This window comes from Pseudahrensia aquimaris, from assembly GCF_042676045.1.
In the GTDB taxonomy this organism is placed as follows: Bacteria; Pseudomonadota; Alphaproteobacteria; order Rhizobiales; family Rhizobiaceae; genus Pseudahrensia; species Pseudahrensia aquimaris.
This window is the reverse complement of the sequence record NZ_JBHTJV010000026.1, coordinates 37,934-64,412: the sequence shown is the minus strand read 5'-3', so window position 1 is coordinate 64,412 and position 26,479 is coordinate 37,934. Positions and strand designations below refer to the sequence as shown.

The 26,479-nt window shown below is 56.0% G+C and carries 25 protein-coding genes; 6 read left to right on the top strand and 19 right to left on the bottom strand.

Going from position 1 to position 26,479, the window contains the following annotated elements:
• Positions 1-86: 86 nt before the first annotated feature.
• Positions 87-683 (bottom strand): hypothetical protein, encoded by a 597-nt coding sequence (locus ACFQ14_RS16020; protein ID WP_377213768.1) that lies wholly within the window; start codon positions 681-683, stop codon positions 87-89.
• 109 nt (positions 684-792) lie between these two features.
• Between ACFQ14_RS16020 and trmFO the strand changes: the two genes are divergently transcribed.
• Positions 793-2,211 (top strand): methylenetetrahydrofolate--tRNA-(uracil(54)-C(5))-methyltransferase (FADH(2)-oxidizing) TrmFO, encoded by a 1,419-nt coding sequence (trmFO, locus tag ACFQ14_RS16015; RefSeq protein ID WP_377213767.1) that lies wholly within the window; start codon positions 793-795, stop codon positions 2,209-2,211.
• Between the two features lie 3 nt (positions 2,212-2,214).
• Here trmFO and ACFQ14_RS16010 read toward each other — a convergent pair whose 3' ends face one another.
• From ACFQ14_RS16010 to yajC, 4 genes are read right to left on the bottom strand one after another with little or no spacing between them, the layout of a single operon-like run.
• On the bottom strand, positions 2,215-3,063 hold the full coding sequence (locus ACFQ14_RS16010; protein WP_377213766.1) for a phytoene/squalene synthase family protein: 849 nt from the start codon (positions 3,061-3,063) through the stop codon (positions 2,215-2,217).
• 1 nt (position 3,064) lies between these two features.
• A complete protein-coding gene (locus tag ACFQ14_RS16005) occupies positions 3,065-3,490 on the bottom strand; it encodes an Mth938-like domain-containing protein (RefSeq protein WP_377213765.1) in 426 nt (141 codons plus the stop codon).
• Between the two features lies 1 nt (position 3,491).
• The gene (gene secD / locus ACFQ14_RS16000) at positions 3,492-6,068 is read right to left on the bottom strand and encodes a protein translocase subunit SecD (protein ID WP_377213764.1); all 2,577 of its coding nucleotides are present in this window, start codon (positions 6,066-6,068) and stop codon (positions 3,492-3,494) included.
• A gap of 58 nt (positions 6,069-6,126) precedes the next feature.
• Positions 6,127-6,519: a preprotein translocase subunit YajC gene (gene yajC / locus ACFQ14_RS15995; RefSeq protein WP_377213763.1), complete on the bottom strand. Its 393-nt coding sequence runs from the start codon at positions 6,517-6,519 to the stop codon at positions 6,127-6,129.
• Between the two features lie 211 nt (positions 6,520-6,730).
• Between yajC and ACFQ14_RS15990 the strand changes: the two genes are divergently transcribed.
• Entirely contained in the window at positions 6,731-7,612 is an 882-nt protein-coding gene (locus ACFQ14_RS15990) for an ATP-binding protein (protein ID WP_377213762.1), read from the top strand.
• On the opposite strand, the gene ACFQ14_RS15985 is transcribed toward ACFQ14_RS15990, so the two are convergent.
• The 14 genes from ACFQ14_RS15985 to ACFQ14_RS15920 all read right to left on the bottom strand — a co-directional run bounded on the left by ACFQ14_RS15985 (position 7,605) and on the right by ACFQ14_RS15920 (position 23,183).
• The gene (locus ACFQ14_RS15985; protein WP_377213761.1) at positions 7,605-9,224 is read right to left on the bottom strand and encodes a peptidoglycan DD-metalloendopeptidase family protein; all 1,620 of its coding nucleotides are present in this window, start codon (positions 9,222-9,224) and stop codon (positions 7,605-7,607) included. The genes ACFQ14_RS15990 and ACFQ14_RS15985 overlap by 8 nt on opposite strands.
• A 97-nt stretch (positions 9,225-9,321) precedes the next feature.
• The gene (locus ACFQ14_RS15980; protein ID WP_377213760.1) at positions 9,322-9,978 is read right to left on the bottom strand and encodes a methyltransferase domain-containing protein; all 657 of its coding nucleotides are present in this window, start codon (positions 9,976-9,978) and stop codon (positions 9,322-9,324) included.
• Positions 9,975-10,739 (bottom strand): 5'/3'-nucleotidase SurE, encoded by a 765-nt coding sequence (gene surE / locus ACFQ14_RS15975; RefSeq protein ID WP_377213759.1) that lies wholly within the window; start codon positions 10,737-10,739, stop codon positions 9,975-9,977. The genes ACFQ14_RS15980 and surE overlap by 4 nt, the downstream gene beginning before the upstream one ends.
• A gap of 3 nt (positions 10,740-10,742) precedes the next feature.
• Complete coding sequence (gene serS, locus ACFQ14_RS15970; protein WP_377213758.1) at positions 10,743-12,029, bottom strand: serine--tRNA ligase; 1,287 nt, start codon at positions 12,027-12,029, stop codon at positions 10,743-10,745.
• Positions 12,030-12,074: 45 nt separating this feature from the next.
• The gene (tatC, locus tag ACFQ14_RS15965) at positions 12,075-12,860 is read right to left on the bottom strand and encodes a twin-arginine translocase subunit TatC (protein WP_377213757.1); all 786 of its coding nucleotides are present in this window, start codon (positions 12,858-12,860) and stop codon (positions 12,075-12,077) included.
• The gene (tatB, locus tag ACFQ14_RS15960; RefSeq protein ID WP_377213756.1) at positions 12,857-13,480 is read right to left on the bottom strand and encodes a Sec-independent protein translocase protein TatB; all 624 of its coding nucleotides are present in this window, start codon (positions 13,478-13,480) and stop codon (positions 12,857-12,859) included. The genes tatC and tatB overlap by 4 nt, the downstream gene beginning before the upstream one ends.
• A gap of 101 nt (positions 13,481-13,581) precedes the next feature.
• Positions 13,582-13,803 (bottom strand): twin-arginine translocase TatA/TatE family subunit, encoded by a 222-nt coding sequence (locus tag ACFQ14_RS15955; protein ID WP_377213755.1) that lies wholly within the window; start codon positions 13,801-13,803, stop codon positions 13,582-13,584.
• Between the two features lie 118 nt (positions 13,804-13,921).
• Positions 13,922-15,079, bottom strand: a complete 1,158-nt coding sequence (locus ACFQ14_RS15950) for an ABC transporter ATP-binding protein (RefSeq protein ID WP_377213754.1) — start codon at positions 15,077-15,079, stop codon at positions 13,922-13,924.
• 58 nt (positions 15,080-15,137) lie between these two features.
• Positions 15,138-15,857, bottom strand: coding sequence for an SMC-Scp complex subunit ScpB (scpB, locus tag ACFQ14_RS15945; protein ID WP_377213753.1), 720 nt, complete (start codon positions 15,855-15,857; stop codon positions 15,138-15,140).
• A 29-nt stretch (positions 15,858-15,886) separates the two neighbouring features.
• Positions 15,887-16,648 (bottom strand): segregation and condensation protein A, encoded by a 762-nt coding sequence (locus ACFQ14_RS15940; protein ID WP_377213960.1) that lies wholly within the window; start codon positions 16,646-16,648, stop codon positions 15,887-15,889.
• A 112-nt stretch (positions 16,649-16,760) separates the two neighbouring features.
• On the bottom strand, positions 16,761-17,783 hold the full coding sequence (nagZ, locus tag ACFQ14_RS15935; protein ID WP_377213752.1) for a beta-N-acetylhexosaminidase: 1,023 nt from the start codon (positions 17,781-17,783) through the stop codon (positions 16,761-16,763).
• A 120-nt stretch (positions 17,784-17,903) separates the two neighbouring features.
• Positions 17,904-19,991: an SPOR domain-containing protein gene (locus ACFQ14_RS15930; RefSeq protein WP_377213751.1), complete on the bottom strand. Its 2,088-nt coding sequence runs from the start codon at positions 19,989-19,991 to the stop codon at positions 17,904-17,906.
• 120 nt (positions 19,992-20,111) lie between these two features.
• Complete coding sequence (gene argS / locus ACFQ14_RS15925; RefSeq protein ID WP_377213750.1) at positions 20,112-21,875, bottom strand: arginine--tRNA ligase; 1,764 nt, start codon at positions 21,873-21,875, stop codon at positions 20,112-20,114.
• 72 nt (positions 21,876-21,947) lie between these two features.
• Positions 21,948-23,183: a deoxyguanosinetriphosphate triphosphohydrolase gene (locus tag ACFQ14_RS15920; RefSeq protein ID WP_377213749.1), complete on the bottom strand. Its 1,236-nt coding sequence runs from the start codon at positions 23,181-23,183 to the stop codon at positions 21,948-21,950.
• Positions 23,184-23,359: 176 nt separating this feature from the next.
• Between ACFQ14_RS15920 and erpA the strand changes: the two genes are divergently transcribed.
• The 4 genes from erpA to ACFQ14_RS15900 all read left to right on the top strand — a co-directional run bounded on the left by erpA (position 23,360) and on the right by ACFQ14_RS15900 (position 26,475).
• Complete coding sequence (erpA, locus tag ACFQ14_RS15915; RefSeq protein ID WP_377213748.1) at positions 23,360-23,713, top strand: iron-sulfur cluster insertion protein ErpA; 354 nt, start codon at positions 23,360-23,362, stop codon at positions 23,711-23,713.
• Positions 23,714-23,840: 127 nt separating this feature from the next.
• The gene (locus ACFQ14_RS15910; RefSeq protein WP_377213747.1) at positions 23,841-24,857 is read left to right on the top strand and encodes an ABC transporter substrate-binding protein; all 1,017 of its coding nucleotides are present in this window, start codon (positions 23,841-23,843) and stop codon (positions 24,855-24,857) included.
• A gap of 56 nt (positions 24,858-24,913) precedes the next feature.
• Positions 24,914-25,714, top strand: coding sequence for an ABC transporter ATP-binding protein (locus ACFQ14_RS15905; protein WP_377213746.1), 801 nt, complete (start codon positions 24,914-24,916; stop codon positions 25,712-25,714).
• The gene (locus tag ACFQ14_RS15900) at positions 25,711-26,475 is read left to right on the top strand and encodes an ABC transporter permease (protein WP_377213745.1); all 765 of its coding nucleotides are present in this window, start codon (positions 25,711-25,713) and stop codon (positions 26,473-26,475) included. The genes ACFQ14_RS15905 and ACFQ14_RS15900 overlap by 4 nt, the downstream gene beginning before the upstream one ends.
• Positions 26,476-26,479: the final 4 nt, after the last annotated feature.

Below are 26,479 nucleotides of genomic sequence, written 5' to 3'. Positions count from 1 at the left end.
CAGTAGCCTGACATTGCCGGTCCCATTAAAAACGCCCGCAAGAGAGATCTTGCGGGCGTTTTGCTTTTCAAAGACAGCGAAACGTCTCAAATATCCATTTTGCGCCATTGCGGCACGGGAACGATCAGCGGTGGAGCACCGTTGTCTTTTGGCCATGAATCGACCGCATAGCGGGTGCCAGATTTCGCGACGATCACTGCGGAGCGGTGAGGCATGTTGCCATCAAGAACGATGCCCTTCCCCACATAAGAGCGCGCAACACTGTGATGGTTTAGCCAGCCACGGCTGGCAAGATAGCCCAGATAGCTCTGCGTGTTGCGCGTTTCGTCCACACAATCCATCTGCCCACGCAAGCCGCCCGAATACCGCTGCCATGAACGCCCAACATCCGGTACGAGGCGGAGCGTTTTCTGGCTCATTTTTTCCATCGCAGCAATCGCCTGCTTGATGGCTGCACGCTCGGCTTCAGGCGATGCGCTGGCTGATGCCATGATGGCCTTCAATCGGCTTTCTTGCGCAGGGGAAAACGTCATTCGATCCTTCAACACACAGCCATAGCCAGAGCAGACAGTGACTGATGAAATGGGCGCAGAATAGGCACTGAGCGAACCCGATGTGCCGACGCTTTGGGAACAGGCGGTAAGAGCAACAACGCCGCAAAGCGCGAAAAGAGAAGATCGCATTGAGTTGGCCGTATCTTGAAAGGCAGCGCGGAGCGGCGAATTGACTGTTTCGCGCTTATAGCAAACCTTCGCAGTTGAATGAAAGGGTCTGTGCCGCTATCTCGTTTCCATGACAAAAACACCTGTTCACATTATCGGCGGTGGACTGGCAGGCTCCGAAGCGACCTGGCAGCTTTCACAGCGTGGCTATGACGTTGTTCTCCACGAAATGCGCCCCGTACGCGGCACCGATGCCCACGAGACAGATTCGCTTGCCGAACTTGTCTGCTCTAACTCGTTTCGCTCTGACGACCACACGACGAACGCGGTCGGCGTTTTGCACGAAGAAATGCGGCGAGCGGATTCGCTTATCATGCGCTGCGCAGACGCTAACAAGGTTCCTGCCGGCTCCGCACTGGCTGTAGACCGGATTGGCTTTGCAGCGCATGTCACGACCGAACTGGAAAAGCTGCCGAACGTCACGATATCCCGCGAAGAAGTTGCGGGCCTGCCGCCGGAAGACTGGGGGCCATGCATCATCGCAACAGGGCCGCTCACAGCGCCCGCTTTGGCACAGCAGATTGCCGCTGAAACAGGCGAAGAAGCCCTGTCCTTCTTTGATGCCATCGCGCCGATTGTTCACACTGATTCAATTGACTTCGACAAGGCATGGTTTCAATCGCGGTACGACAAGGTCGGCCCTGGCGGAAACGGGAAGGATTACATCAACTGCCCGATGGACCGCGACCAATACGAAGCCTTTATCGACGCATTGCTGACGGGTGATAAGACCGAATTCAAAGAATGGGAAAATGTCCCTTATTTCGACGGCTGTCTGCCCATCGAGGTTATGGCTGAACGGGGCCGCGAGACGTTGCGCCATGGGCCGATGAAGCCGATGGGGCTGACGAACGCCCACAATCCCGATGTGAAAGCCTACGCTGTCGTGCAACTGCGTCAGGACAATGCGCTTGGCACGCTGTACAACATGGTCGGATTTCAAACCAAGTTGCGCTATGGTGCGCAGGCGGAAATATTCCGCATGATACCGGGCTTGGAAAATGCAGAATTTGCACGCCTCGGCGGCTTGCACCGCAACACTTTCATCAATTCACCGACTCTTCTCGACGAGACCCTACGTCTGAAGTCACTGCCCCATATCCGCTTTGCCGGACAGATCACGGGTTGTGAAGGCTATGTAGAATCGGCTGCCATTGGCCTGCTGACCGGTCGCTTCATCGCAGAGGAGCGCGCTGGCCGAACGCCGCTTTTACCGCCGGAGACGACGGCATTCGGTGCGTTGTTGAACCACATCACCAAGGGCCACATCGCGTATGAAGAAGCGCCGGGTAAAAAGAGCTTTCAGCCGATGAATGTGAACTTTGGGCTTTTCCCGCCCGTGACCTTCTCAAAACCGGAGGGGCACGAGGGGCGGTGGCGAGGCAAGGACAAAGCGGTGGCCAAGAAGAACGCTTACGCAGCACGAGCCTTGCGCGATGCTGACGAATGGTTGGCCTTGGAAAACCAAGCACCGGTAGCTGCCGAATAACTTCTAGAGTTTCTGCCGATAAAGCAGCCATTGTGTGCGCAACTGCGAGAGCGGTTGCAGATCAACGACAGCACCGTTCTGCGCCTGGCGTGCACTCAGATATGTCGGCGTCAGCGCACACAGAGCGAATATGCCGCGTAACTCTTTGGGCAAGTTTGCGATAGCGGCGGCTGCCTTTTCGTGATGTTCCCAAGCCAGATCGCAATAGGCTTCAAAGACGAGTGCTAGATCGGCTGGTTCGGCTGCGAAATACCGATCATCATCCATACCCGCCGCGCGCAGCATATCTTGCGGTACGATGGTTTGGCGCATTTGGCGGCGGCGCTCAAAGTCAAACAGACTGGCGACGATGCCGGTGGAGACGCCTGCGTGGCCTGCGGCATCTGCGGTGTCGTTGGTCGGCTGGCCTGCCAAGGCCGTGCACAGCAGTTGAAAAAGTACCGAGCGCGTCTCGCCGAAATAGCCTTCCAGCATGGCGCGATTTTCCATCGGTTCCGCGAACAGATCAAATTCGTGGGCCTGTGCTTTTTCCGCCAACACATGTGACGACAATTCGTGCTTTTCGAGAAGAGCAAGCACCGTTCGCGCCAGCGGGTGCGCCTGCGCCTCGCCTGCCCGCTCACCGTTCATCACATCTGCCCACCATTGCAGACGAATTGCGCCTGCCATTGGCTCGGAAACAAGGCGGGAGATGTTGCTCAGGTCCACATGATAGGCGAACAGAACCGAAGCGAGTGCACGAACCGGCTCTGGCATCAACAGCGTTGCAAGATAGAGATCACGGCTGCTTTCGCGCAAACCATTGTTAAGTGTGCTCAACTCTTCCGCGAACGTGTCGCGTGCATCTGCCATCTCAATCGACGGCCAAAAGTGCCGCGCCGACAGCGCGGCCCTCGGCCAAAAGCACATTGAATGTGCGGGCCGCAGCACCTGTGCTCATCGGCTCAATGCGGATGCTGCGTTCCGCGAACTCTTCGCGTAAGGCTTGCGGAACCGGAAGCAGATTGCCGCCGGTTCCCAAAATGAGAAATTCGATGCCTTCTTCGCGAAAGACTTGCTCGAATGCAGTGCTGGTTAGATCCGCCATTTCACTGGCCGACCATCCGTAAATGCCGCTTGGCAAACATAGAATGGAACCGCGATGGGACATGTCGGCAAAACGGAAGCCTCCGTTTCCGTAGCTGTCGACAGGCGCTCGACCGGGAAAGTGGGCGTCGCGAATTTCGATACCGCGCGGTTTGGCCTTCGCCTTCGACGGCCGATTTGGCGTCACCGCCATATCAACTCACTTCCTGCTGTTCCTTGCCGGCATAGGGCGACACATCCACTTTATCCATCGCGCCGGGGCGCAGCTGGAATAGAATGAGCAGCGGGGCGGCGATGAACACTGACGAATACGTTCCGATCACAACGCCGAAGATCATCGCGAAGGTGAAGGCCGACAGCACTTCGCCACCGAGGAAATACAGCGCCAGCAAGGCCAACAGCGTCGTCACCGAGGTCATCACCGTGCGTGACAGCGTGTCGTTGATCGACATATCCAGCAGGTCGCGGATCGGCATTTTCTTGTATTTCCGCAAATTTTCTCGGATTCGGTCATAGACCACCACCGTATCGTTCAACGAATAGCCAACAATCGTGAGAATGGCCGCGATTGACGATAGCGAGAACTCCAGTTGGAGTACCGCAAACATACCGATGGTCAGGATCACATCGTGCATTGTTGCCAGCACGGCGCCGAGCGCAAACTGCCATTCGAAGCGGAACCAGATGTAGACCATGATCGCCAGCAGCGAGACGAGAACGGCAATCGTGCCGGCCTGCGCCAATTCGCCGGAAACCGTTGGCCCCACAACCTCTTGGCGGCGGAATGTGTGGTCGGAATCCATCGCATCACGCACTTTTAGCAAAGCGCTCTGTTCCGCGTTGTCGCCCGCGCCCTGGCTTTCAATACGGATGAGCAATTCGTTCGGGCTGCCGAATTCCTGCACCTGCACGTCGCCAAGATTAAGCTGCGAGAGCCGTTCTCGCACATCGCCAAGGTCTGCGACTTCAGATTTCGATTGGTACTCGATCAATGTGCCACCGCGGAAGTCGATGCCATAGTTCAGATTCGCGATCACAAACATTGCGAGAGAACCGATCAAAAGCGCCGCGGAAGTTGGGAACGACACTTTGCGCAGCCACATGAATTTGGCTTTCATGCCCTCTGGCACAAGGCGGAACAGCCCGTTTGGGAGCTCCTTCGGCTTTTGCGTGCGCAGCCAGACGGACATCAGAAGGCGCGTCATCGTAAATGCTGTAAAGACCGAGGTGATGATACCGATGGCCAGCGTGACTGCGAAACCGCGAATAGGGCCGGAGCCTAGATAAAACAGGATGAACGCGGCAATCAGTGTGGTGATGTTCGCGTCGAGAATGGTCGAGAGCGCCTGACGGAAGCCAATATCGACGGCTTGGACGATAGATCGTCCTGCCCGTCTTTCTTCCCGCACCCGTTCGAAAATCAGCACATTGGCATCCACCGCCATACCAATCGTCAGCACAATACCAGCGATGCCGGGCAAGGTAAGCGTTGCGCCCAACACGGAAAGCGCCGCGATGATGAGGATGACGTTGGCGGTCAGTGCGATTGTCGCAATGCCACCGAGCAGACCGTAGGCTGCCACCATGAAAACGATGACCAGAATACCAGCCACGATGGAGGCGCTTTGGCCAGCATCAATTGAGTCCTGCCCCAAACCCGGCCCAACGGTGCGCTCTTCTACGAATGTAATCTTCGCCGGAAGTGCGCCAGCGCGCATCAAGACCGCGAGGTCATTGGCCGCTTCCGTGGTGAAATTACCCGAAATTTGGCCGGAGCCGCCACAGATCGCAGAGCGAATAACTGGATCAGAAATAACGGTCGTGTCCAGCACGACGGCAAAGCGGTTGCCGATGTTGTTCTGGGTGTATTCGCAGAAGATGCGAGACGCCTTCAGGTTGAAGCGAAATGACACGATGGGTTCGTTTGTCTGCCCATCAAAACCTGCCTGAGCGTCGGCCAGATCTTCGCCTGAAATCCTGATGCGTTTTTCAACAAGAACAGGGCGCGGCTCGTCGTCGTTCGTCATGAACAATTCATAGCCTGCAGGCGCGCGGCCGCCTTGGCGCATGGCGTCGAGCGGATTGGCATTCTCGTTGACTTCTCGGAAAGTCAGCTTGGCAGTCTCACCGATAATTTCTTTCAACCGCTCGGGATCATCGAAACCCGGCACCTGAACAATGATGCGGTCTGTGCCCTGCCGCTGGATAATCGGCTCGGTCGTGCCGAGTTCGTCAATCCGGCGGCGGATAACTTCGATAGACTGCGATACAGCGGAACGAATGCGGTTTTCGATGCCCTCGTCGGTGAGGCTGTAGACGAGTTGCGTGTCTGTCTCTTCGCTCAATTCAACTTCAACCACGCCAAGGCCCGCGAGCAGGCTGCCAGCGGCGTTGACGGGTTCCAGCAAAACAGCGAGCCGCTCTTTGGCGGCAGTTGCATCTTCGGCTTTCAAAAGGCGCACGCGCACTTCACGGCCCTGCCCTGTGATACCGCGATAGCCGATGCGACCGCCTTCGCCGCTCAACATGGCCGCGCGAATGTCGCCGTTGAGTGTTTCGAGCCGCTCCTCAATCAGTCCTTCTTCGTCGATTTTCACCTGAAGGTGAACACCGCCTTGAAGGTCAAGGCCCAGATTGATGCGACTCTTGGGCAATGCATCGGGCCACGTATCAACTGTTTGCTGCGAGAACAGGCTTGGTATTGCGAAAATAAGACCGAGAAGAATAACGGTCAGAATGGAAACTGTTTTCCAGCGGCTGAAGTGGAGCATTTCGTTTCCTGTGTTTCGCGGTCGTCAGGCTTGGTGCAGGTTCGGCACCAAAGAATGCCTATTTCTTCGCTTTGGAGGCTTTCGCGCTCTTTGTTTCTTTGGCAGGTGCAGCCTTTGCCGTATCGGCTTTGACCGGCTCACCCTTCACGCGCACTTCGGCAATAAAGCTGCGGTGGACGCGGGTGCGCACTTCGGGCGCGATTTGCACTTCCAATTCGGTTTCATCCACCACTTTGGTAACTTTGCCAATGATGCCGCCTGCGGTAACCACTGTGTCGTTGCGGCGAATGCTGCCAAGCATCTCCTCACGTTTTTTGGCCTGTTGGCGCTGGGGACGAATGATAAGGAACCACATGATCGCCGCAACAGCGATAAGGGGAAACAGAAGCTCGATGATGGAGCCGCCACCGCCGCCGCCGGCGCCTTGGGCAAATGCTGGGGTGATGAACATACAATCTACCTTAAAAATGGAGTGCTGCAGGCCGGGGAATCCCCCGCCCGCGAAGTTAGGCGGAATATAGTGATCGCTGCCTCCTTTGCAACGGTAGCAACGCACCACCCGATTGATATTTTGCCGCTTTGTCGCCGACAAAATATAGGGTTCTTTTCCTGATCGGATGGGCGTGTTAGCAAGCCTCCCCACGCAGCATTTTCAAAGCCCTATGACCGAAAAAACCTCACCAGAGATCGCCGCCTCACTCGAAGCCAAGCTCGATACTCTCATCGAGTTGATCGCCCGTGCTGTGCCAGCGCCATCACCAAAGTTTGATGCCTCCGCTGCCGATGCCTTCGTGTGGACGCCAGAACACGACAACCTGTCGCCAGTTGCCAAGGTCAACCGTGTGGACATGGTGTTGTTGCAGGGAATTGATCAGGTACGCGACATTTTGCTGGATAACACGCGCCGCTTCGCCAACGGCCTGCCCGCCAACAACGCGCTGCTTTGGGGCGCGCGTGGCATGGGAAAGTCGTCTTTGGTGAAAGCGGCACAGGCCACCGTCAACGAAGACAAGCAGGAACGTCCGCTCAAACTGGTTGAAATTCACCGCGAAGACATCGACACGCTACCGCGATTGCTCGGCCACATCCGCAACGACGAACACCGTTTCATCCTGTTTTGCGACGATTTGTCGTTCGACCATGACGACACCAGCTACAAGGCGCTGAAGGCTGCGCTGGATGGTGGCGTTGAAGGGCGGCCTGACAATGCAATTTTCTATGCTACATCCAACCGTCGCCACCTGATGCCCCGCGATATGATCGAGAACGAGCGCTCCACCTCCATTTCGCCAAGCGAAGCTGTGGAGGAAAAAGTCTCGCTGTCAGACCGTTTTGGGCTTTGGCTCGGTTTCCACAAGTGCTCGCAGGATGAATATCTGGCTATGATCGAAGGCTATCTGGCCCATTACGATCTTGGCGTCTCGCTGGAAGACGTGCGCGGAAAGGCGCTTGAATGGTCAACCACGCGCGGCAGCCGCTCTGGCCGCGTCGCGTGGCAATTCGTGTTGGATCTGGCAGGTGAGCTAGGAAAGCCGCTTACTTAGACAGGTGCTTAAGCGGATTGACCGGAGTTGAATCCTTGCGCAATTCAAAGTGCAGCTTTGGCACCTCTGCATTGCCCGTCTTTCCGGACATGGCAATGACCTGCCCACGGCCGACCTTATCACCACGGCGCACCTTGTTCTTGCTGGCGTGGGCATAGGCAGAGACCCATCCGCCTGAATGGCTGACGAGGATCAGATTGCCAAAATCAGCAAGTTCCGAGCCGGAATAAATCACTGTGCCGGCTTCTGCGGCTTTGATCGGGGTGCCTTCGGGAACGGAAATGTCGATGCCATCGTTTATGGTGCCGTTCTGACGCTCACCAAACTTTGTCAACACGCGGCCACGGGTGGGCCAGCGGAACGAGCCCGCACTGGTTTTCTTCGGCGTGGAAACTTCTTCAGCCGATTTCTGCGCGATGGTTGGCGCGGAATAAACAGGCTTCAGCTTTTTGGCCGATTCGACTGGTTGTTGCCGTGTGGTCGCAGGAATGCTGCCCGTGGTGCCCTCATCAATCACTTGCGGTGTTGGCTCGGTAGCTGGTTTTGGCGCGGTGGCTTTTGTTATGGTTGGCGGAGGCGTTGCGCCACCTTGTGGTATCACCAACGTTTGTCCCAACCGAAGCGTTGAGCCGCTCATGTTGTTGGCAGCCCGCAAGGAACCCGGACTGACGGTATATTTGCGGGCAACGCCATAAAGCGTGTCACCTGAGACAATCGTATGACGGCCAGAAGCACCCACTTCGGGTGCTGAAACCACGGGTTCGCTGATCGTTGTTTTGGCGCTCTTAATCCGTTGCTTCGGTGTCGCAACACTGCCTTGAGCTTGCCCTTGGAACCCTGTGGAAGCGCGGACGGCTTTGGTAACAGGATGGTTGTCGGGGGCGGAAACCCTGGAATTAGCGGAATATGTGTAAGCGGGAATGAGAATTTTGCTTCCGGCCTGCAAAGCGTCCGCATTGCCCATATTGTTGGCCCGCATAATCGCTTCCACCGGCACGCCGTAACGCCGCGACAGGTTGTAGAGCGTCTCACCGGATCGTGCGGTGACATATGTGCCCCCTGCTCCGCTCCAACCGCCTTTGGTTGCAGCCTTGGTCTGCGTCACCGTTTTCGCCACTTGGCTGACGCTGCCTGTCGGCAAACTGTCGGCTCCGGTCACAGCCAGTTCGACTGGCCCATTGCGACGCGGGGCGAGCACAATCGGCGCACCTGCTTGCTGCGCGAGTGATGGCGTGGGCTTAGAGGCCGAGAGGACATTTGATGCCGCTGGCGGCGTGTAGGTTCGAGCTGCGGAACTTGCCGGAGATTGTGTTGCAGCTGATGGTGCTGAAACACTTGGCAGAGGCGATGCGCTCACGGTTGGCTGCACAACACGGATGCCTGTGGTGGACGGTGCCGATGGAGAAGGGGCGGCAGCTTCCGGGAACGGCTGGTCTGATTTTCCTTTATGCAATATCTGATGCTGATTGGGGGTCAGACTAGTTCCGGTCGTCATCACATCGTCAAATCGCATCGCATCACTGCTGCAGGCAGCGGTGAAGCCAGCGAGAACAAGCAAGGCTGATGCTTGAGAAAGTGCACGCAAACGGCGCGTATAAAGCTTGGAACGCATAACAAATCCACAACAGACACACGAAATCGTCCGATCATTAAGACTTATCAACCTTAATTGCCGGTTAAGTGACGTCAGGAAAGTTGAATAGCGCTTGTCAGAGTGACAGCGCAGCGCCCTCTTCCAGCGCAGTAAAACGCACGGGGAAAAGATCCTCGCGTTCAAAACGGCTGCCTATTTTGGTCAAACGAACCAGCATCTGCTCTTCGCCCGAATTTCCAATTGCGGTGATAACAACGCCACCAGCAGCCAACTGGTCCAGCAAACCGCGCGGAGGACCGTCGTAAGAGCTGTCTGCAATGATGCGGTCGTAGAGCCCATCATCGCGCCCGCCATTGCGGCCATCGCACTGTTCAAACGTCACATTGGAGATTTCAAGCGCTTGCAGTCTTTGTTTGGCGAGGTTCAAAAGCGTCTTGTAACGGTCCAGCGTTTTCACCTTGCGGGCGGAACGGGCCAGCAATCCGGTGAGGTATCCGCTGCCTGTGCCGATTTCTAGAACGCTGTGAGATGGGTCAACATCCAAAGCTACCAACATGCGAACCATCAGATCGGGCGAGTACATGGTTTGTCCGCACGGCAGGGGCAATAGGCTATCGCTCCACGCCAGCCCAAAATGCTCCACCGGCACAAACCGATCGTGAGGCACGCTTTCAACACGCTTTAGCAGCGCCGCATCAGTGATCGCCCAAGCGCGGAGCCGCATCAGGAAACCCATTAATCCTGCATTGTCTTCGCTTTGGACTGCGGTCATCTGGTTGGCTCCAACGCTGATCGTAGATCGTCAAGATAGGCGTGATTGGTCATATCCATGCGGACGGGCGTGATGGCCACCCTGTCCTGTGCCAGCGCTTCGATGTCTGAACCCGGCTGTTCGCCCGGCTGCTCGCCTATGAATTTCAGCCAGTAGTAGGAAAGACCGCGGCCATCTTGGCGCTTTTCAATGCCAAGGCCGTGATCAAACTTGCCTTGGGTTGCAATGGTTTCGCCTTGCACATCGGCGGCACTGCAATTTGGGAAATTGACGTTGAGCAAGGTGCCTTCCGGTAGATTGATTTCCAGCAAACGCTTCAAAAGATCAGGCCCAAGAGTGGCAACGGTGTCCCACGGCACATCACGATGACCGTCAAACGAAAATGCCTGTGACAGCGCGATGGAACGGATGCCGAGGAGCGTTCCTTCGATGGCGGCAGCAACTGTACCCGAATATGTGATGTAGTCGCCGATGTTTTGACCTGCATTGACGCCTGACAGCACCAGATCAATCGGACCATCCACCAATTCGCGAACTGCCATAATCACGCAATCGGTAGGCGTGCCCGTGACAGACCAAGCCTTATCGCGCACCTTTCGTGCCCGCATGGGGTGGGAAAGTGTCAGCGAATGAGCAAGGCCGCTTTGATCCGTCTCTGGAGCGACGATCCAGATATCGTCCGATAGCGTCCGCGCCAGTGTTTCCAAAACTTCCAGTCCCGGCGCATTTATGCCGTCGTCGTTGGTGAGCAAGATTCGCATAGGTTAGCTTTCTGCTCCGCCAATGGTTGTAGCGCCGCCCATATAGGGCTGCAGCACGTCCGGCACGGTGATCGTACCGTCTTCGTTTTGATAGTTTTCCATCACAGCGATGAGCGCTCGGCCAACGGCAACGCCGGAACCGTTCAGCGTGTGGACGAAGTTCAGTTGCTTTTCACCTTCCTTGCGATAGCGGGCGTTCATGCGCCGCGCCTGGAAATCGCCGCATACTGAGCAAGACGAAATTTCACGGTAGGCATTCTGACCCGGCAACCACACTTCAATGTCGTATGTCTTGCGAGCGGAGAAGCCCATGTCGCCAGTGCAAAGCGTTACTACGCGATAGTGCAGACCAAGGCCCTTCAACACCGCTTCCGCACAACCGAGCATGCGCTCCAGTTCCTGCAACGAATTCTCTTCATCCGTCACAGAGACCAATTCACACTTGGAAAACTGGTGTTGGCGCAACATGCCGCGCGTGTCGCGGCCGGCAGAACCAGCCTCGGAGCGGAAGCAATAGGTCAACGCTGTGTAGCGGCGTGGCAGTGTCGCCTCACCAACAATTTCGCCGGCAACGATGTTGGTCAGCGGCACTTCAGCGGTCGGGATCATCCAATGGTCTTCGCTGGCCTTGAACAGATCTTCGGAAAACTTCGGAAGTTGGCCCGTGCCAAAAAGGGCTTCATCACGCACCAGAAGCGGGGGCGAGACCTCAACATATCCATGCTGGCCCGTGTGGAGATCGACCATGTACTGACCCAGAGCACGCTCCATGCGGGCCAATTCACCCGACAAAAGAACGAAGCGACTGCCGGAGAGTTTAGCCGCCGTTTCGAAGTTCATCGTGCCCATCGCTTCGCCAAGCTCAAAGTGTTCCTTTGGCTTAAACGCAAAGACAGGCTTTTCACCATCGGTATGCAGCAGAACGTTGTCGGCTTCGTCCGCCCCTTGGGGTACATCTTCGTGTGGCAGGTTTGGAATTTCAGCAAGCGCGTCGTTGAGCGCATTGGTGAGTTTACGCTCTTCTTCCTCACCGGATTGGAGAAAACCCTTTAGCTTAGCCACTTCTTCGATGGCCTTTTGAGCCGCCGCCTCATCACCGGAAGCCTTCGATTTGCCGATTTCCTTGGACGCCACATTGCGCTTTTCCTGCGCTGCTTGCAGTTCGGCCACATGCGCGCGGCGGGCTTCATCCAGCGCAATAAGCGACTCGGATTTCGGCTCCAGACCGCGAAGAGCGAGCAATTTGTCAAACGTTTCGGGGTTTTCCCTGATCCACTTAATGTCGAACATGAACTTTCACGGGTCTTGGCGTATCAGCGTCGAAACGGCGATGCGTTAGGCCTCGAAAGCGGCCTCACGCTCCAGCCGTTTGCGCTCGATGAGTCGCGTGGCGTAGATGGACAGTTCGTAGAGAAGCAGGGTTGGAACCGCAAGGCCGATCTGGCTGACGGGATCTGGCGGCGTTAGTACTGCGGCAGCGATGAAGGTCAGCACAACCGCATATTTGCGCTTTGCTTTCAGCCCTACAGAAGACACCATCCCTGCCCTAGCCAGCAACGAGATGACTACTGGCATCTGGAAAACCAGACCGAATGCAAAGATCAATGTCATGATCAGGCCGAGATATTCGGAGACTTTTGGCAGCAGTTCGATGGTTGCGCGGCTGGTTTCACCGTCCTGCTGCATCGACAGGAAGAAGCCCATAGCAAGCGGCATTATGACGTAGAAAACCAACGATGCGCCCAATATAAACAAGATCGGCGTGGCAAACAGAAACGGCAGGAATGCGCCCCGTTCGTTTTTATACAGGCCTGGAGCCACAAATTTGTAGATCTGTGTAGCAATCACGGGGAATGCGAAGAACAGGGCCGTAAACAGCGCGATGCGCAATTGTGCAAAGAAATATTCCTGTGGTGCGGTGTAAATCAGGCGAATGTTCTGATCATCGCCCACGGCGCGTTCGTATGGAATGACGAGAAGATTGAAAATGTCGTCCGAAAAAATGAACGCAATAACAAACACGCACGCGACCGCGATGAGAGACTTCAAGAGCCGCTGGCGCAACTCGATGAGATGCTCCATCAGCGGTGCAGCGCTGTCGTCAAGCGTCTCGTCGCTCATGCTATGTCCTTGGTTTTGGACTTAGCTACGCTTTTCTTCGCTACCGCTTTCTTGGCGGTTGATTTTGCTGCCGTCTTTTTCTCATCAGTTTTTTTCGAAGCTGCTTTTTTCGGCGCAACTTTTTTCGCTGGAGCTTTTTTGGCAGCGGTTTTCTTGGGTATCGTCTTTTTGGGCGAGGCTACCACTTTCGGCTCAGATGCAGGCTCGGTTGGTGCGCTGCTGAAGCCGGGCACAGCGTTTGGACCGGTGGAAGCGTTTTTGGTGGCTTCTTGCGCTTTGCGGTAGTTTTCTGCGATTTCGGCTTCGATTTCCTGCGGGGTCTGGATTTTCTTTTCGGCCTTCACAGGCTTCTCCAGATCATCCTTCAGCGGATTTAGCTTGTCTTTGATCGCTTTCGTTGGATCGAGCGAGCGCACATCGTTGATAGTGTCTTTAAGCCCATCCAATTCAGCCTCTTTCAGGGCTTCGTTGAATTGACCCTGAAACTCACCGGCCATGCCCCGGATCTTGCGGATGGCCTGGCCAAACGTGCGCAGCATTCCGGGGAGCTCTTTAGGCCCAACGAAAATGATCGCGATGATGCCCACAACGAGCATCTCGGTCCAGCCAATGTCAAACACAGCCCGTTCCGCCTGTCTTAAAGGTTGGTTGTTGCCGCAAATCGGCGCAATGCGTATCGCTCAATGCAGCAGCAGTAAGCGAGCCGCGAACACTGTCAGCTTTAGCTGACTTTCGACTTTTCGGTCGTGCTATCAACAACCTTCTCGCCCGGCTCGTTATCAAGTGTCTTTGAGACGTCTTCTTCGGCTTCGTTCAAGCCCTTCTTGAAAGACGTGATGCCTTTAGCAACATCTCCCATAAGCTCTGAAATCTTGCCGCGTCCGAACAACAAAACCACGACGACCGCAACGATGACAATCTGCCAAATGCCGATCTGACCCATAACCAATACTCCTCTACGGATGCCTTCTTTGAGACATCCTCTCTGTCGCTGGGCAACATAGACCGAAGCCGCGTTCATTCGCAACAACGGGACGCTCGCCAAGCAGTGTTCCGGTTAATTAGGTAAGCGCTGATGATGTCGTTTCAACGGCAGGAAAGACGAAACAGCCTTTTGGATCGACGCGGATTGACAGATTGCGGTTGATGTCAATGCCCAAGCTCTCCAGCGCGCCCGCCCGCAGCCGCATTTTCAACGGCACATCGACACCGGACACACCCACTGTGATCTGGTCGAAGTCTCCCAGAAAGCGGCGTGATAAAATCCGTGCGGTTGCCCCTTTGCCCGCAGGGTCAAAGTAGAGCGCTGGCAGGCGGATGGCGACCACTGCCGCCGCCCCCTCGCGCATGCCGTCTGCTTTGATTGCACCGAGCGGCGTTTCAACCTGACTGCCGCGAACAACACCTTCGAACAAGTTCAATTCGGAGAAGAAACCTGCTGCAAACAGCGTTTTGGGACGATAATAGAGGTCTTCCGGCGTACCAAATTGCTCCATGATGCCACGGTTCATAAGCGCAATTCTGTCCCCCATCTTCAGCGCCTCTGCCGGGTCGTGGGTGACGATGAGCGACGTGGCACGCGTTTCGCGCAGCACACCCAGCGTTTCGTCGCGCACCGAATCGCGCAGGCGGCTGTCGAGGCCGGAAAATGGTTCGTCCATCAGCAACACGCCCGGGCGCGGGGCCATCGCACGAGCGAGCGCCACCCGCTGCTGCTCGCCGCCGGATAGTGTGCTGGGATATTCATCCGCGCGGTCATCCAAACCCACACGAGCCAGCGTTTGCATGGCCTGCGGAATGCGGTCTGCACGCTTTAAGTGCGCAAGGCCAAAGCAGACATTTTGGCAGATAGTGAGGTGCGGAAACAGCGCGTAATCTTGAAACACGAGCCCGATGCCGCGCTTTTCCGGCGGCATGAATAAGCTCGGGCCACCAATCTCGCGCCCATCTTGCAGCACCCTGCCCGATGTTTGGCGTTCCATACCTGCCGCGATGCGCAACAAGGTGGTTTTGCCTGAACCTGACGGACCGAGAAGGCAGGTGACGGTGCCCGTTGCAGCGGTCAGTGAAATGTCTTGCAGGATCACAGATTCGCCGAAGCGATGGCTGATGTTCTCAAACGAAAGTTCGTGCGGAATGGAAACAGCAGCAGTGTTCGGCACGCCCCATTTGGAACGGACCGGCTCACGTGGCGGCTTTACTGCGGCATCATCTTCCATGACGCGCTATGTGGGACACTTCATAGGCAATTGGAAGCCTCGCCTTGGCCGCAGCAGACTATTCGTCGCCGCCAAGCGGAGAAAGCAGGCCCAGTTCCTCTACGTCATCGAGCGTGAACGGATCTTCATCGTCTTGCAGTTGGTCGTCGTCAGATGGAACAGGCACGGAAAATGTAGCCGGAATCTGCGATTGCAACATGCCGGCGCCCTTTAACTCGTCCAAGCCGGGCAAGTCGCGCACGGTCTCCAGACCGAAGTGATCCAGGAAGTCTGGCGTTGTTCCATATGTTACGGGACGACCCGGCGTCTTGCGGCGTCCGCGCATTCGCACCCAGCCAGTCTCCAACAATACATCAAGCGTGCCTTTTGATGTGACAACACCGCGAATTTCCTCGACTTCCGCGCGTGTGACCGGCTGATGATAAGCGATGATGGCCAGCACTTCGAGCGCCGCTTTGGAAAGGCGCCGCGTCTCCACGGCTTCTTTCTGCAGCAGGAACGAAAGATCGTCGGCTGTGCGGAAGGCCCACGCGTCGCCTACGCGCACCAGATTGATGCCACGGCTGGCATAACTTGCTTGAACATCAGCCAGTGCCGCCTTCACGTCTGCGCCGTCAGGCAAGTGATCGGCAATCGCTTTTTCTGCAACCGGCTCGCTGGAGGCGAAAATCATCGCTTCCACCATGCGCACAACCTGCATCGCATCAACCGTATCCTCGTGATCGCTGTCTTCCACCAAGTTGGGAAATGGCAAGATGTTTTCGGCGGTGTTGGACATAAAAGTCTCCTATCAGGGCGGGCAAAGCCCTATGATCGCTCGGTTTGTGACGTTGGCGTTGCAGCAGGCTTGTGGCGCATGTAAAGCGGTGCGAAGGTTTCGGATTGTCTAATTTCAAGCTGGCCTTCGCGCACCAATTCGAGGCTTGCGGCAAAACTGGAGGCAATGACACCAGCGCGTTCTTCACGCGAAGTCATGTATTCGGCCAAAAAGGCATTGAGTGGCGTCCAGTCTTCCAGTTTGCCCATCAGGCGGGTCAAAATGGCCCGCGCATCCTGCAGTGACCAAACCTCACGGCGCGAAATGGTAACGGTGGACGTCGCCTCCCGTTGGCGCTGTTGGGCATAAGCGGTCAGCAGATCGTAGAGCGTTGCGTTGTAGGCTCGCTCGGTTTTCACCACGACCGGCTCCGGCATGCCGCGGGCAAAGAAATCGCGGCCAAGACGGTTGCGGTTCATCAATTGCTTGGACGCTTCGCGCATGGCCTCAAGCCTTTGCAGGCGAAACGCCAGCTGCGCTGCCAGTTCTTCACCCGATGGTTCCGGGTCGCCCTCTGGCGCGGGCAGCAGCAGTTTGGATTTCAAATAGGCTAGCCAAGCGGCCATGACGAGATAGTCAGCGGCAAGTTCAAGGCGCAGCTTGCGCGCTTTTTCGACGAATCCGAGATATTGGCGGGCCAGTTGCAGGATCGAGATCTTTGTCAGATCAACTTTCTGCGTGCGAGCCATAGCAAGCAGCAGATCGAGCGGACCTTCAAAGCCGTCTACATCAACCGTAAAATCCGGGTCCATCGAGGCGCGGTCGACGGGAATCGGGCTTTCCCACAGTTCAGGGCTGTCGTTTGACTTTTGGCCGCTCACTTAAATCCTCGTTTTCGTTGCCGCTCATGAAGCGGATCATCCATTAGGCGACAGGTATTTGCGCCAAAAGGTCGGCAAATTCGGCCCTTGTTTCAGCTTCATCAGCATTATCAACCGTGCCGATGCCAGCCATGGCAGCATCAGCGCGAGAAAGAGCCTTGCCAGACAATTGCGGAGTTTCGTTAGCAACAGCCTTCATCTGGTCCATCAGGCCATTGCAGTGAAGCACCATATCGCAGCCCGCGTTGAAAATTGCGCGGGTGCGTGTGGCGAAATCCCCAGAAAGTGCCTCCATCGACACGTCATCGCTCATTAAAAGGCCATCAAACCCCATTTGGCCCCGAATAATGCCGTCAATGATGGTTTTCGACGTGGTTGCGGGGGCGGCCGCATCCAGAGCGGAAAAAACCACGTGGGCGGTCATCGCCATCGCCTCGTTCGACAGCGCCGCAAAGGGCGGGAAATCGACAGCCTCCAGCGTCTCGCGTGGCGTGTCGACAACGGGCAAATCTTTGTGGCTGTCAGCTTTTGCGCGGCCATGGCCTGGAATGTGCTTTATGACGGGCATAACGCCGCCCGCTTTCAATCCGTCGCAAGCCGCCTGCCCCATGGCGGATACAATCTCCGGCTCGTCGCCGTAGGCGCGGTTGCCGATGACCTCGTGGCCGTCTTTTGCGGGAACATCGAGCACCGGCAGGCAGTCAACCGTAAAGCCGAGCGGCAGCAGATCAAAAGAGTGAAGGCGCGATTGCAGCCAGGCAGCGCGAAGGCCTTTGGCTTTGTCTTGCAGATAAAGAGCGCCCAGCGCTGCCGCTGGTGGATAATCATGCCAAGTGGGCGCGCGCAGGCGTTGCACGCGACCGCCTTCCTGGTCGATCAAAATAGGCACCGTCTTGCGGCTGACGCATTCAGCAAAGGAATCGTTGAGACGACGCACCTGGTCGGGTGTCTCAATGTTGCGGGCAAACAGAATGAAGCCCCAGGGCTTTTCGGCCTTCAAAAACGCCCGTTCCTCGGCGGTAAGTTCTGTGCCGGCACAGCCGACGATGAGTGCTTTTGTTTCCATGATTCGCAAGTTTATACATTTTGCGGCGTCAAAGCCCCCCATCACTGCATCAGCGCACAAAAAAGACCTGCCGCATTTTCAGGTGCGGCAGGTCTGAATCTATTTATTTGAACCCTGCGTCTAGCGGGTAACGAAGCAATCTCCACCGGCCCGCTTGAGCCGTGAACACAATGCGCTTGCGTCAGCTTTGGTCTGGGCTGGAACGCGCACCTGATAGAAAGTTCCGCGACCCGAGATGTCCTTCTTGCGGATATCCGGCGTGTAGCTTGCCAGGACGCCTCGATATTGACGGGCGAGCTTTGTCCAAGCCGACTGGGCAGCTTCCGGCGAACGACGCGAGGAAATCTGCACCGCGTATGGAGAGGAAGCCGCTGGTGCGGCTGCCGGTTTGGGCGCGGCAGGCTTTGGCTTTGCCGCTACTTTCTTCACAACAGGCTTTGCCTTTGGTTTGGCTGCTGCCTTTGGAGCAGGTTTGGGCGCAGCTTTTTTGACAGGCTCTACTTTCACAGGTTTCGCTGGAGCCAATTTAGCCACTTGTTCCGCCGGTTTTGACGTATTGCCATTTTCAGCAGTTGGCGGTGTGAACTGAACACCTCCTGTTGTTGACTTGTCAGGCTTTGCAGCAGGCGCTTTAGCCACTTGTTCGGGAGCTTTGGCAGGCTTAGCCGCCGGTGCGGGCTCGCTTGCAGCCAAAATCGTACCATCGGGCTTCACAACCATAGTGCGAACTGCGCGTGGACGTAAAACGCTGTCATCTTTACTCGTGTTCGCGGCGTCACTTCCGGCGTCGACCCGATTTGTGGCCTTCGGCTTCACCTTAGCTATTTCGATAGGTTTTTCGGTCGCGTCTTTTAGCGCCACTTGCTCTGGCTTATCGGATTTCGCGCCGCCTACCTTCTCGTAAACCGTACGGTCCTGATCGGGGACTACTTTTCCGCCAGAATCTTTTGGCTTCACCTTCACAGGCGCGGTTTCGGCCAGAATAGTTGGAGCTTTGCCGGATGGTGCATCGCTGAACGAACTCCAAGCAAGTGCACCCATGCCACCAAACAATGCGACTGCCAAAACACCAATGGCTGCTTTACGACCAGCAGAACCGTTTGTGGCCGCTGCGCCTTGAAATTCGTGGGGCGATGGAATTGTGACATTATCGCCGAACGATGACGGATCGGGGTCGAACGCAATGTCCATAGGGTCGCCCTGCGTTCTGCGGGCTGTGATTCCAGGTGCAGCGGTATCTGCTGCAATCGCCGTTTCGAACTCGTTGTCCAGCGTAAACGGCTGTTCTTCTGCGCGCGGAGTTTGATAGGGCTTGGGGGAAGCTGACGATGCAACAGCAGCGGCACCCAGTGCAGCACTTGCACCGAGCACAGCGTCGATTGGGCTGGCAGCTGGCGTTGGTTCTTCAACTGATGGAACGTCCAATTGAGGAGCTGGCGGCAGGGTGCGCTCAGGATTAGCCATCGTGGCAGCAAACTCTGCAGCCGGATCTGAGAAGTCCTGTACCGACGAAGCTGCTGTCTCAAGGACTGGGGGCTCAAAGACTGGGGCAACAGGCGGCGACATGGATGGTGCGGACTGGAAAGGTGGTGTCTGAATTGGCGGGCCTGACGACTGCGCGCTCGACGCATGTGCTGGCGTTCCAAAAAATTCTGCAGCCGGGTCGGAATAGTCTTTTTCCGTTGTTGAAGATGGTTCCGGCGTTGTGGCCGCAGGCGCAGAAAGCGTCATTGCCGGAATTTCAACGGCTTCAGCGGCCTGTTCCATTTCCGCTGCGGCAGCAAGATCGGCGGCAAGCGCCTCTTCCTCAGCAAGCGCACGCTCGAACTCTGCAGAAATCAAATCGCCAAATTCAGAACCTTCATCTTCAACTGCGGCCTCGCTCATATCGGTAGCGGAGGGAACTTCCAACGCCGCGAGGGCTTCCTTCATCTGCAGGTCATCAATTGCAGGCGCTTCGACTTCGGCGTCAGCGAGCGCAGTTTGCACTTCCGGTTCCCCGCCAAGCGCGCGGGTTAGTTCGGCCTCCAGACTAAAGCTGTCGTCGCTGGTCATATTCTCGTCATCCAGCTTGGCGCCAGCGCTGACCATAGCGGACAGGTCAGAGAAACCATCTCGTGAGTCGGATGAAGCGCTGCAAAGCAAAAAGCTCTCGGATTCAACATCAACATATGCGGAGAGGAAATTGTCAGAAAAGAATCGAACCATGTTCGTACACCTGTACTCGTGACCAGCTTAACTGCCGGGTTCCGGGACGCAAGGTTTGCACCCTGCTCTCTTCAAGTGGACATTGAGTGCATCACGAATACGGCAAAATTACCAGTATCGTCACCGCATTTCTTCAGGCGCATCCACGCCAATCACCTCAAGTCCACTTGCAAGCACACCGGCCACCGCTTTCACGAGCGCCAGTCTTGCAAGTGTCAAGGATGCATTTTCTTGGTTAATAAAGCGTAAGGCGGGAACGTCGCGGCCTCGGTTCCATTGAGCATGGAGCAGGCTTGCCAGTTCATAGAGGTAAAACGCCAGCCGGTGAGGTTCGTGTGCGCGGGCAGCGGCATCGATAATGCGCGGATACTCCGCCATCTTTCGAATGAGCGTCGCTTCACCCTCGTCCGTCAGTTGTGACAGATCGGCATTTGCGATTGCCGCGTCGCTGCTGTCGAGATCGGGCATGTCCGATTTTGCCTGACGAAAAACAGAGCGCACACGGGCATGGGCGTATTGAACGTAAAATACAGGGTTGTCTTTTGACTGCTCAGTCACCTTGGCAAAATCAAAATCCAGCGGCGCGTCATTCTTGCGATAGAGCATCATGAAGCGAACAGCATCGCGGCCCACTTCATCGACCACTTCACGCAGTGTGACGAAGTCGCCGGACCGCTTCGACATTTTGAACGGCTCGCCGTTGCGGTAGAGCTTCACCAATTGGCACAAGCGAATGGTAACCTTCGCCTTGCCACCGGAAATAGCCCGGCCCAAAGCCTCCATCCGCTTGACGTAGCCACCATGATCGGCACCCAAAATGAAAATCATCTCTCTGAAGCCGCGTTCGAATTTATCGCGGAAATAGGCAATATCGGCGGCAAAGTAGGTGTATTCGCCGTTTGATTTCATCAGCGCACGGTCAACATCGTCGCCAACGCTTGTGGAGCGGAACAGCAATTGTTCCCGGTCTTCCCAATCGTCCGGCACCGCACCTTTGGGAGGTGGCAGCGTGCCTTTGTAGACGAGATCCATATCCTCCAACGTGGCTATGGTTTCGCTGATTTTGCTCTTGTTACCAACAGTCTCATGCAGGCTGCGTTCAGAAAAGAAGACCTGATGTTCAACGCCAAGGGCGGCAAGGTCTGCGCGGATGAGGTCCATCATCGCGTCGATGGCTGCGTCCTTAACCAGCGGCAGCCATTCGTCCTCGTCCATCTTGGTAAGTGCATCGCCGTGAACTTCGGCCAGCTTTTGGCCAAGCGGCACCAGATAATCACCAGGGTAGAGCCCTTCCGGCATAGGCCCGATATCTTCGCCAAGCGCCTCGCGGTATCTCAGGAAGACGGAACGGGCGAGAACCTCGATCTGACCGCCAGCATCGTTGGTGTAGTATTCGCGGGTGACGTCGTAGCCTGCAAACGCCAGCAGATTGGCCAGTGCGTCGCCCACCACCGCGCCTCGGCAATGACCCACATGCATGGGGCCGGTCGGGTTTGCGGAAACGTATTCCACATTGACCTTCTCACCCTTGCTTGTTTCGCCACCGCCATACGATTTTCCAGCCTTGAGGATCACTTCAAGATGGTTGCTCCAATAGGCATCATCGAAACGGATGTTGATGAATCCTGGCCCAGCGATGTCGGCGCTGATGACGCTGGGTTCCTCGACGATCGCTTCAACCAAGGCTTGCGCCAATTCACGAGGATTTTTGCCAACCTGTTTGGACAAAACCATTGCAGCGTTCGTTGCAAAATGGCCATGGGACGGGTCGCGAGGCGTCTCGACAGTCACTCGCGATAGGTCAAGCTCAATATCTCGGGCAAAATCTGCGTCTTGCGCAATTTTTCTGATGCGTTGCTCGAAGGCAGAAAAGAGATTGTTCATCGAATTCTATGGTTCCGGCGCTGCCGGGCCTCGATAATTGCGTGTTGGCGCCCGATAAACGGTTTGGGCTTTCTAGTCTAGAAGTGCTTGGGCCACGGGGCTTTCAGGAAACAGTTTTCTATGGGCGCGCAAGGCATAACGATCGGTCATTCCGGCGATATAGTCCGCCACAAGATTAGCCTGAGCGGCATCATCGAGGCCAATCATCTGCCATTCAGGCGTTTGGGGCATGGCGCTTGGATCTTCCAGATAGCGGTCGAAAAGGTCCGACACGACGCTCTGTGCCTTTTCCACGTGGTCCATAACCAAAGGGGCACGATACATGCGAGCGAAGAGAAAGGCTTTCAATTCCTGCTCCTGTTGGGCCATGCCGCTGGAAAAGCTGACCAGCGGATAGTCCAGGCGACGCACTGCATCAGCATCATCAACGCCACTCTGCGTTATACGACCGAGAGATTCGCGCAGAACATCTTCAATCATCAACGTGATTTGCCGCCGGACAAGTTCGTGACGCATGCGCGAAGGTTCAAGGTCGGGATGCTGCGCTCTGACACTCTCTAATATTGCAGCGCATAACGGAACTTCAGCAACGTCATCGAGCATGAACAGGCCCGCACGCAGGGCGTCATCAATATCATGACTGTTATAGGCAATGTCGTCTGCAATCGCCGCGCATTGTGCCTCCACCGATGGCCACGACCACAGCCACAGATCGCTCTTGGTATTGTAGGCTTCGATGGCCGTAGGCACAGGGCCATCAAGTCCGTCACCATCGGCATCGGTGAGTGGGCCATTGTGCTTCACCAAGCCTTCCAGCGTTTCCCAAGTCAGGTTCAGCCCATCAAAGCCTGCATAACCGCGCTCCAGTTGGGTAACGATGCGCAGGCTTTGGGCATTGTGCTCGAAACCGCCGAAGGTTTTCAGCTTATTCTCCAGCACTCGCTCACCCGCATGACCGAACGGCGTGTGACCAAAGTCATGCACCAGCGCCAAGGCTTCTGCGAGATCCTCGTCGGCCTTGAGCGCTCGGGCCAGAGCGCGTGCAATTTGCGCAACCTCAATCGTGTGGGTGAGCCGCGTGCGAAAATGATCGCCATCCGCTTGAATGAACACCTGTGTTTTGTGTTTCAAGCGCCGGAAGGCGTCAGAATGGATAATGCGGTCGCGGTCGCGCTGGAAATCGGTGCGGGTGGCGCTGGCAGGCTCGTCGATCAAGCGCCCCCGCGACAGGTCCGCTTGGGCTGCATAGGGCGCAAGCGCCCTGCCCCCGGCGGTTCGACGCAAATCGGTCAGAACAGGATCGAGCATAGCGTGGCGATTCCCTCAGCTCAGTGTGTGCACTGATTTAAGCGAAGTGACCGCTTCTTGCCAGCCAGCGTGTGTTGCGCAATTGACGTTACCCTTTCAGCTTCCTACATCTTCATCGCAGCAAAGCGATGCCGAAATGCTTCGCTTTCCCTCAACGTCTCGACAGGACAAGGCTCATGACAACCGCTGACACAGCAATTGACACGAAAGGCGTTTCGGTTTCGCAAGCCGCCGCAAAGCGCGTGGCGAAAATTTTGTCGGGTGAACCGGGTAAGAAAGCCCTGCGCGTGTCCGTTGAAGGCGGGGGTTGTTCCGGCTTTTCGTATAAATTCGATTTGGTGGACGCTACAACCGAAAATGACATCGTAATCGCCACCGAGGGCGCAACCGTCGTAATCGACCCGATTTCGCTGGAATATATGGAAGATTCCGTCATCGACTTCGTAGACGATCTGATGGGCCAATCGTTCCAGATCAAAAACCCCAACGCGACAGCCAGTTGCGGCTGCGGAACCAGTTTTTCGATTTAAGCGAAAATCGCACAAAAATTGTGCGCTGCGACGGTTTGCCTAAATTTTATCAGCATGATGCCTTGTCAATTGGTCAGGGTTCCTTTCCTATATCCCCGACACACGCGGGATACTGGAGAAATCATCCATGCTGAAGAAACTAGCTCTATCGTTGGCTGTCGCGGCCACGCTGACTTCCGGCGCCATTGCCGGCAGCCATTCCAAAAAAGTGCCATTTGCGCTGGACTGGAAATTTGAAGGCCCAAGTGCCGCTTATTTTGCAGCCATCGACAACGGCCACTTCGCTGCCGAAGGTTTGGATGTAGAAGTCTCCGCAGGCAAAGGCTCTCTGGACGCTATCCCAAAGGTCGCCACTGGCGCGTTTCCGATCGGCTTTGCTGATATCAACAGTCTGGTGAAATTTCTGGATCAGAACCCGACCGCGCCCGTCAAAGCCGTTATGATGGTATACGACAAGCCACCATTTGCAGTCGTGGGCCGCGCATCGCAGGGTGTGTCAACTGTCAAAGACCTCGAAGGCAAGACACTGGGCGCGCCGCCGCCGGACGGCGCCTGGGCGCAGTTCCCCGCATTTGCGAAAGCCAATGGTCTGGATATGTCCAAGATCAAGGTGGAACCGGTTGGCTTCCCCACCCGCGAGCCAATGCTGGCTGAGGGCAATGTGGATGCGATCACCGGCTTTTCGTTCTCAAGCTATCTCAACCTCGTGCGTCTCGGCGTGCCGGAAGACGATATCAAAGTGATCCTGATGGCCGATAACGGCCTGAGCCTCTACGGCAATGCCATCATCGTGAACACAGAGTTTGCTGCCGCCAACAAAGAGTTGGTCACGGGCTTCCTGCGTGCGGTTGCCAAAGGCTGGAAAGATGTGATTGCCGATCCGAAAATGGGCGCGGAAGCCATTGCCAAACGCAATCCGGCAATGGACGTGGCGCTGGAACAACGGCGCTTGCAACTCGCAATCGACGCCAACGTGGTCACCGACTACACGATGGCCAACGGCATGGGCAAAATAGACCCTGCACGAATGGAAAAAGCCATGGTTCAGATTGGCGAAAACTACGAGTTCAAGAACCAGCCATCGCTGGATGCGATCTATACAGACGAATATCTACCGACAGACGGCAGTTTGATGTTGAAATAGTCAGATCAGGAAAGGCGGGGCTTGACCCCGCCTTTTCTTTGACCTGATTTCCAAGGATGGAAAATACATCTCATATTGAGCTGCGCGACGTCAGCCACACTTTCGACACCGATTCCGGCCCGCTCCACGTTCTCGACAAGCTGTCGCTTAAAATCGAGAAAGGCAGTTTCGTGGCTGTTGTCGGCCCATCCGGTTGCGGCAAGTCCACACTCACCCGCCTCGTCTCCGGCCTGATGATCCCGCAAGAGGGCGAAGTCTGGCTTGGTGGCAACATTGTAAAGTCCCCGCGCTCAACTGTTGGCATGGCCTTCCAAAACCCGGTGCTGCTGGAGTGGCGCACCATTTTGGACAATGTGCTGTTGCCGCTGGAAATCGTGAAAACATCGCTCAACCAAAAGCAGCGAGAAGACCGTGCGCGCGAACTGCTGGCGCTCGTCGGGCTTGAAGGCTTTGAGGACAAGCGTCCGTCGGAACTCTCCGGCGGCATGCGCCAACGCGCTTCGCTTTGTCGGTCGCTGGTCCACCGTCCTGAGGTGCTTATTTTGGACGAACCTTTCGGCGCTCTCGATGCCTTCACCCGCGAAGACTTGTGGCAGATCATGCACGAATTGCGCCGTGAGGAAGAATTTACCTGCCTGCTGATTACCCACGATCTGCGCGAATCCGTCTTTTTGGCCGATCAAGTGATTGTGCTGTCCGCCCGCCCTGCCCGCACCCAATATGTGCTGGATGTGAAACTTGGCGACAACCGAACGCTGGAAGACCTCTACACCAAGAAGTCAGTCGATATGCTGGCCGATCTGCGCCACCAAATCCAAGTCGCGCAGGGCCGCGCTTCCGATGAGGTCGCTGCATGAACACTTTCCGCAAAATCGCCATTCCGCTGTTTGCCATCGCGCTTTTTGTGGCTTTTTGGGAATGGCTGGTTTGGGTCAACGATTGGCCAAACTACAAAATGGCCTCACCGTCTGACCTCGGTCCGTCTTTCTATCAATACCGTTGGTTGTTCCTCGAATACGGCTGGGAGACGCTCTGGCGCACGGTGGCCGGGCTGCTGCTTGCTGTCGTTTTCGGTCTAGCCATAGGAATGGTCATGGGCTTTTCGCGCATCGCCCGCGAGGGGCTTTATCCGCTGCTGGTGGGTTTCAACGCGATTCCAAAAGCCACTGTCGTTCCCGTAATCGCGTTGATGTTTGTCGGCCAGCACGATTTCAACACGGTGCTCATTGCCTTCTTGATCTCTTTCTTTCCTATTGCCGTTTCCATCTCCATCGGATTGTCGACGCTTGAGCCGGAATACCGCGATATCCTGCGCTCTCTCGGTGCGAGCCGTCTTACGATTTTCCGCAAAATCGCCCTCCCGAAAACGCTGCCAGAATTTTTTGGTGCGTTGAAAGTTGCCGTCACGCTTGCTTTCATCGGCACAAATCTGATGGAAATTGTTGAGCCGCACGGCAAAGGGCTTGGACACCTATTTGATTCCGGCAAGATCAACGCGGACTATCCGCTCATGTTCGCCGTGCTTATTGCGTTGGCGATACTCGGGATCGCGCTTTATTATATAGTCGTCTTTCTGGAGAAAATCTTCGCCGGATGGGCTGAACGCTCGGAAAGCTGAGTCT

Excerpts from the sequence above, each read along its gene's own strand:
- ACFQ14_RS16020 (WP_377213768.1), bottom strand. The coding sequence starts at position 683 with ATGCGATCTTCTCTTTTCGCGCTTTGCGGCGTTGTTGCTCTTACCGCC.
- trmFO (WP_377213767.1), top strand. The coding sequence starts at position 793 with ATGACAAAAACACCTGTTCACATTATCGGCGGTGGACTGGCAGGCTCC.
- ACFQ14_RS16010 (WP_377213766.1), bottom strand. The coding sequence starts at position 3,063 with ATGGCAGATGCACGCGACACGTTCGCGGAAGAGTTGAGCACACTTAAC.
- ACFQ14_RS16005 (WP_377213765.1), bottom strand. The coding sequence starts at position 3,490 with ATGGCGGTGACGCCAAATCGGCCGTCGAAGGCGAAGGCCAAACCGCGC.
- secD (WP_377213764.1), bottom strand. The coding sequence starts at position 6,068 with ATGCTCCACTTCAGCCGCTGGAAAACAGTTTCCATTCTGACCGTTATT.
- yajC (WP_377213763.1), bottom strand. The coding sequence starts at position 6,519 with ATGTTCATCACCCCAGCATTTGCCCAAGGCGCCGGCGGCGGCGGTGGC.
- ACFQ14_RS15990 (WP_377213762.1), top strand. The coding sequence starts at position 6,731 with ATGACCGAAAAAACCTCACCAGAGATCGCCGCCTCACTCGAAGCCAAG.
- ACFQ14_RS15985 (WP_377213761.1), bottom strand. The coding sequence starts at position 9,224 with ATGCGTTCCAAGCTTTATACGCGCCGTTTGCGTGCACTTTCTCAAGCA.
- ACFQ14_RS15980 (WP_377213760.1), bottom strand. The coding sequence starts at position 9,978 with ATGACCGCAGTCCAAAGCGAAGACAATGCAGGATTAATGGGTTTCCTG.
- surE (WP_377213759.1), bottom strand. The coding sequence starts at position 10,739 with ATGCGAATCTTGCTCACCAACGACGACGGCATAAATGCGCCGGGACTG.
- serS (WP_377213758.1), bottom strand. The coding sequence starts at position 12,029 with ATGTTCGACATTAAGTGGATCAGGGAAAACCCCGAAACGTTTGACAAA.
- tatC (WP_377213757.1), bottom strand. The coding sequence starts at position 12,860 with ATGAGCGACGAGACGCTTGACGACAGCGCTGCACCGCTGATGGAGCAT.
- ACFQ14_RS15955 (WP_377213755.1), bottom strand. The coding sequence starts at position 13,803 with ATGGGTCAGATCGGCATTTGGCAGATTGTCATCGTTGCGGTCGTCGTG.
- ACFQ14_RS15950 (WP_377213754.1), bottom strand. The coding sequence starts at position 15,079 with ATGGAAGATGATGCCGCAGTAAAGCCGCCACGTGAGCCGGTCCGTTCC.
- scpB (WP_377213753.1), bottom strand. The coding sequence starts at position 15,857 with ATGTCCAACACCGCCGAAAACATCTTGCCATTTCCCAACTTGGTGGAA.
- ACFQ14_RS15940 (WP_377213960.1), bottom strand. The coding sequence starts at position 16,648 with ATGGACCCGGATTTTACGGTTGATGTAGACGGCTTTGAAGGTCCGCTC.
- nagZ (WP_377213752.1), bottom strand. The coding sequence starts at position 17,783 with ATGGAAACAAAAGCACTCATCGTCGGCTGTGCCGGCACAGAACTTACC.
- ACFQ14_RS15930 (WP_377213751.1), bottom strand. The coding sequence starts at position 19,991 with ATGGTTCGATTCTTTTCTGACAATTTCCTCTCCGCATATGTTGATGTT.
- argS (WP_377213750.1), bottom strand. The coding sequence starts at position 21,875 with ATGAACAATCTCTTTTCTGCCTTCGAGCAACGCATCAGAAAAATTGCG.
- ACFQ14_RS15920 (WP_377213749.1), bottom strand. The coding sequence starts at position 23,183 with ATGCTCGATCCTGTTCTGACCGATTTGCGTCGAACCGCCGGGGGCAGG.
- erpA (WP_377213748.1), top strand. The coding sequence starts at position 23,360 with ATGACAACCGCTGACACAGCAATTGACACGAAAGGCGTTTCGGTTTCG.
- ACFQ14_RS15910 (WP_377213747.1), top strand. The coding sequence starts at position 23,841 with ATGCTGAAGAAACTAGCTCTATCGTTGGCTGTCGCGGCCACGCTGACT.
- ACFQ14_RS15905 (WP_377213746.1), top strand. The coding sequence starts at position 24,914 with ATGGAAAATACATCTCATATTGAGCTGCGCGACGTCAGCCACACTTTC.
- ACFQ14_RS15900 (WP_377213745.1), top strand. The coding sequence starts at position 25,711 with ATGAACACTTTCCGCAAAATCGCCATTCCGCTGTTTGCCATCGCGCTT.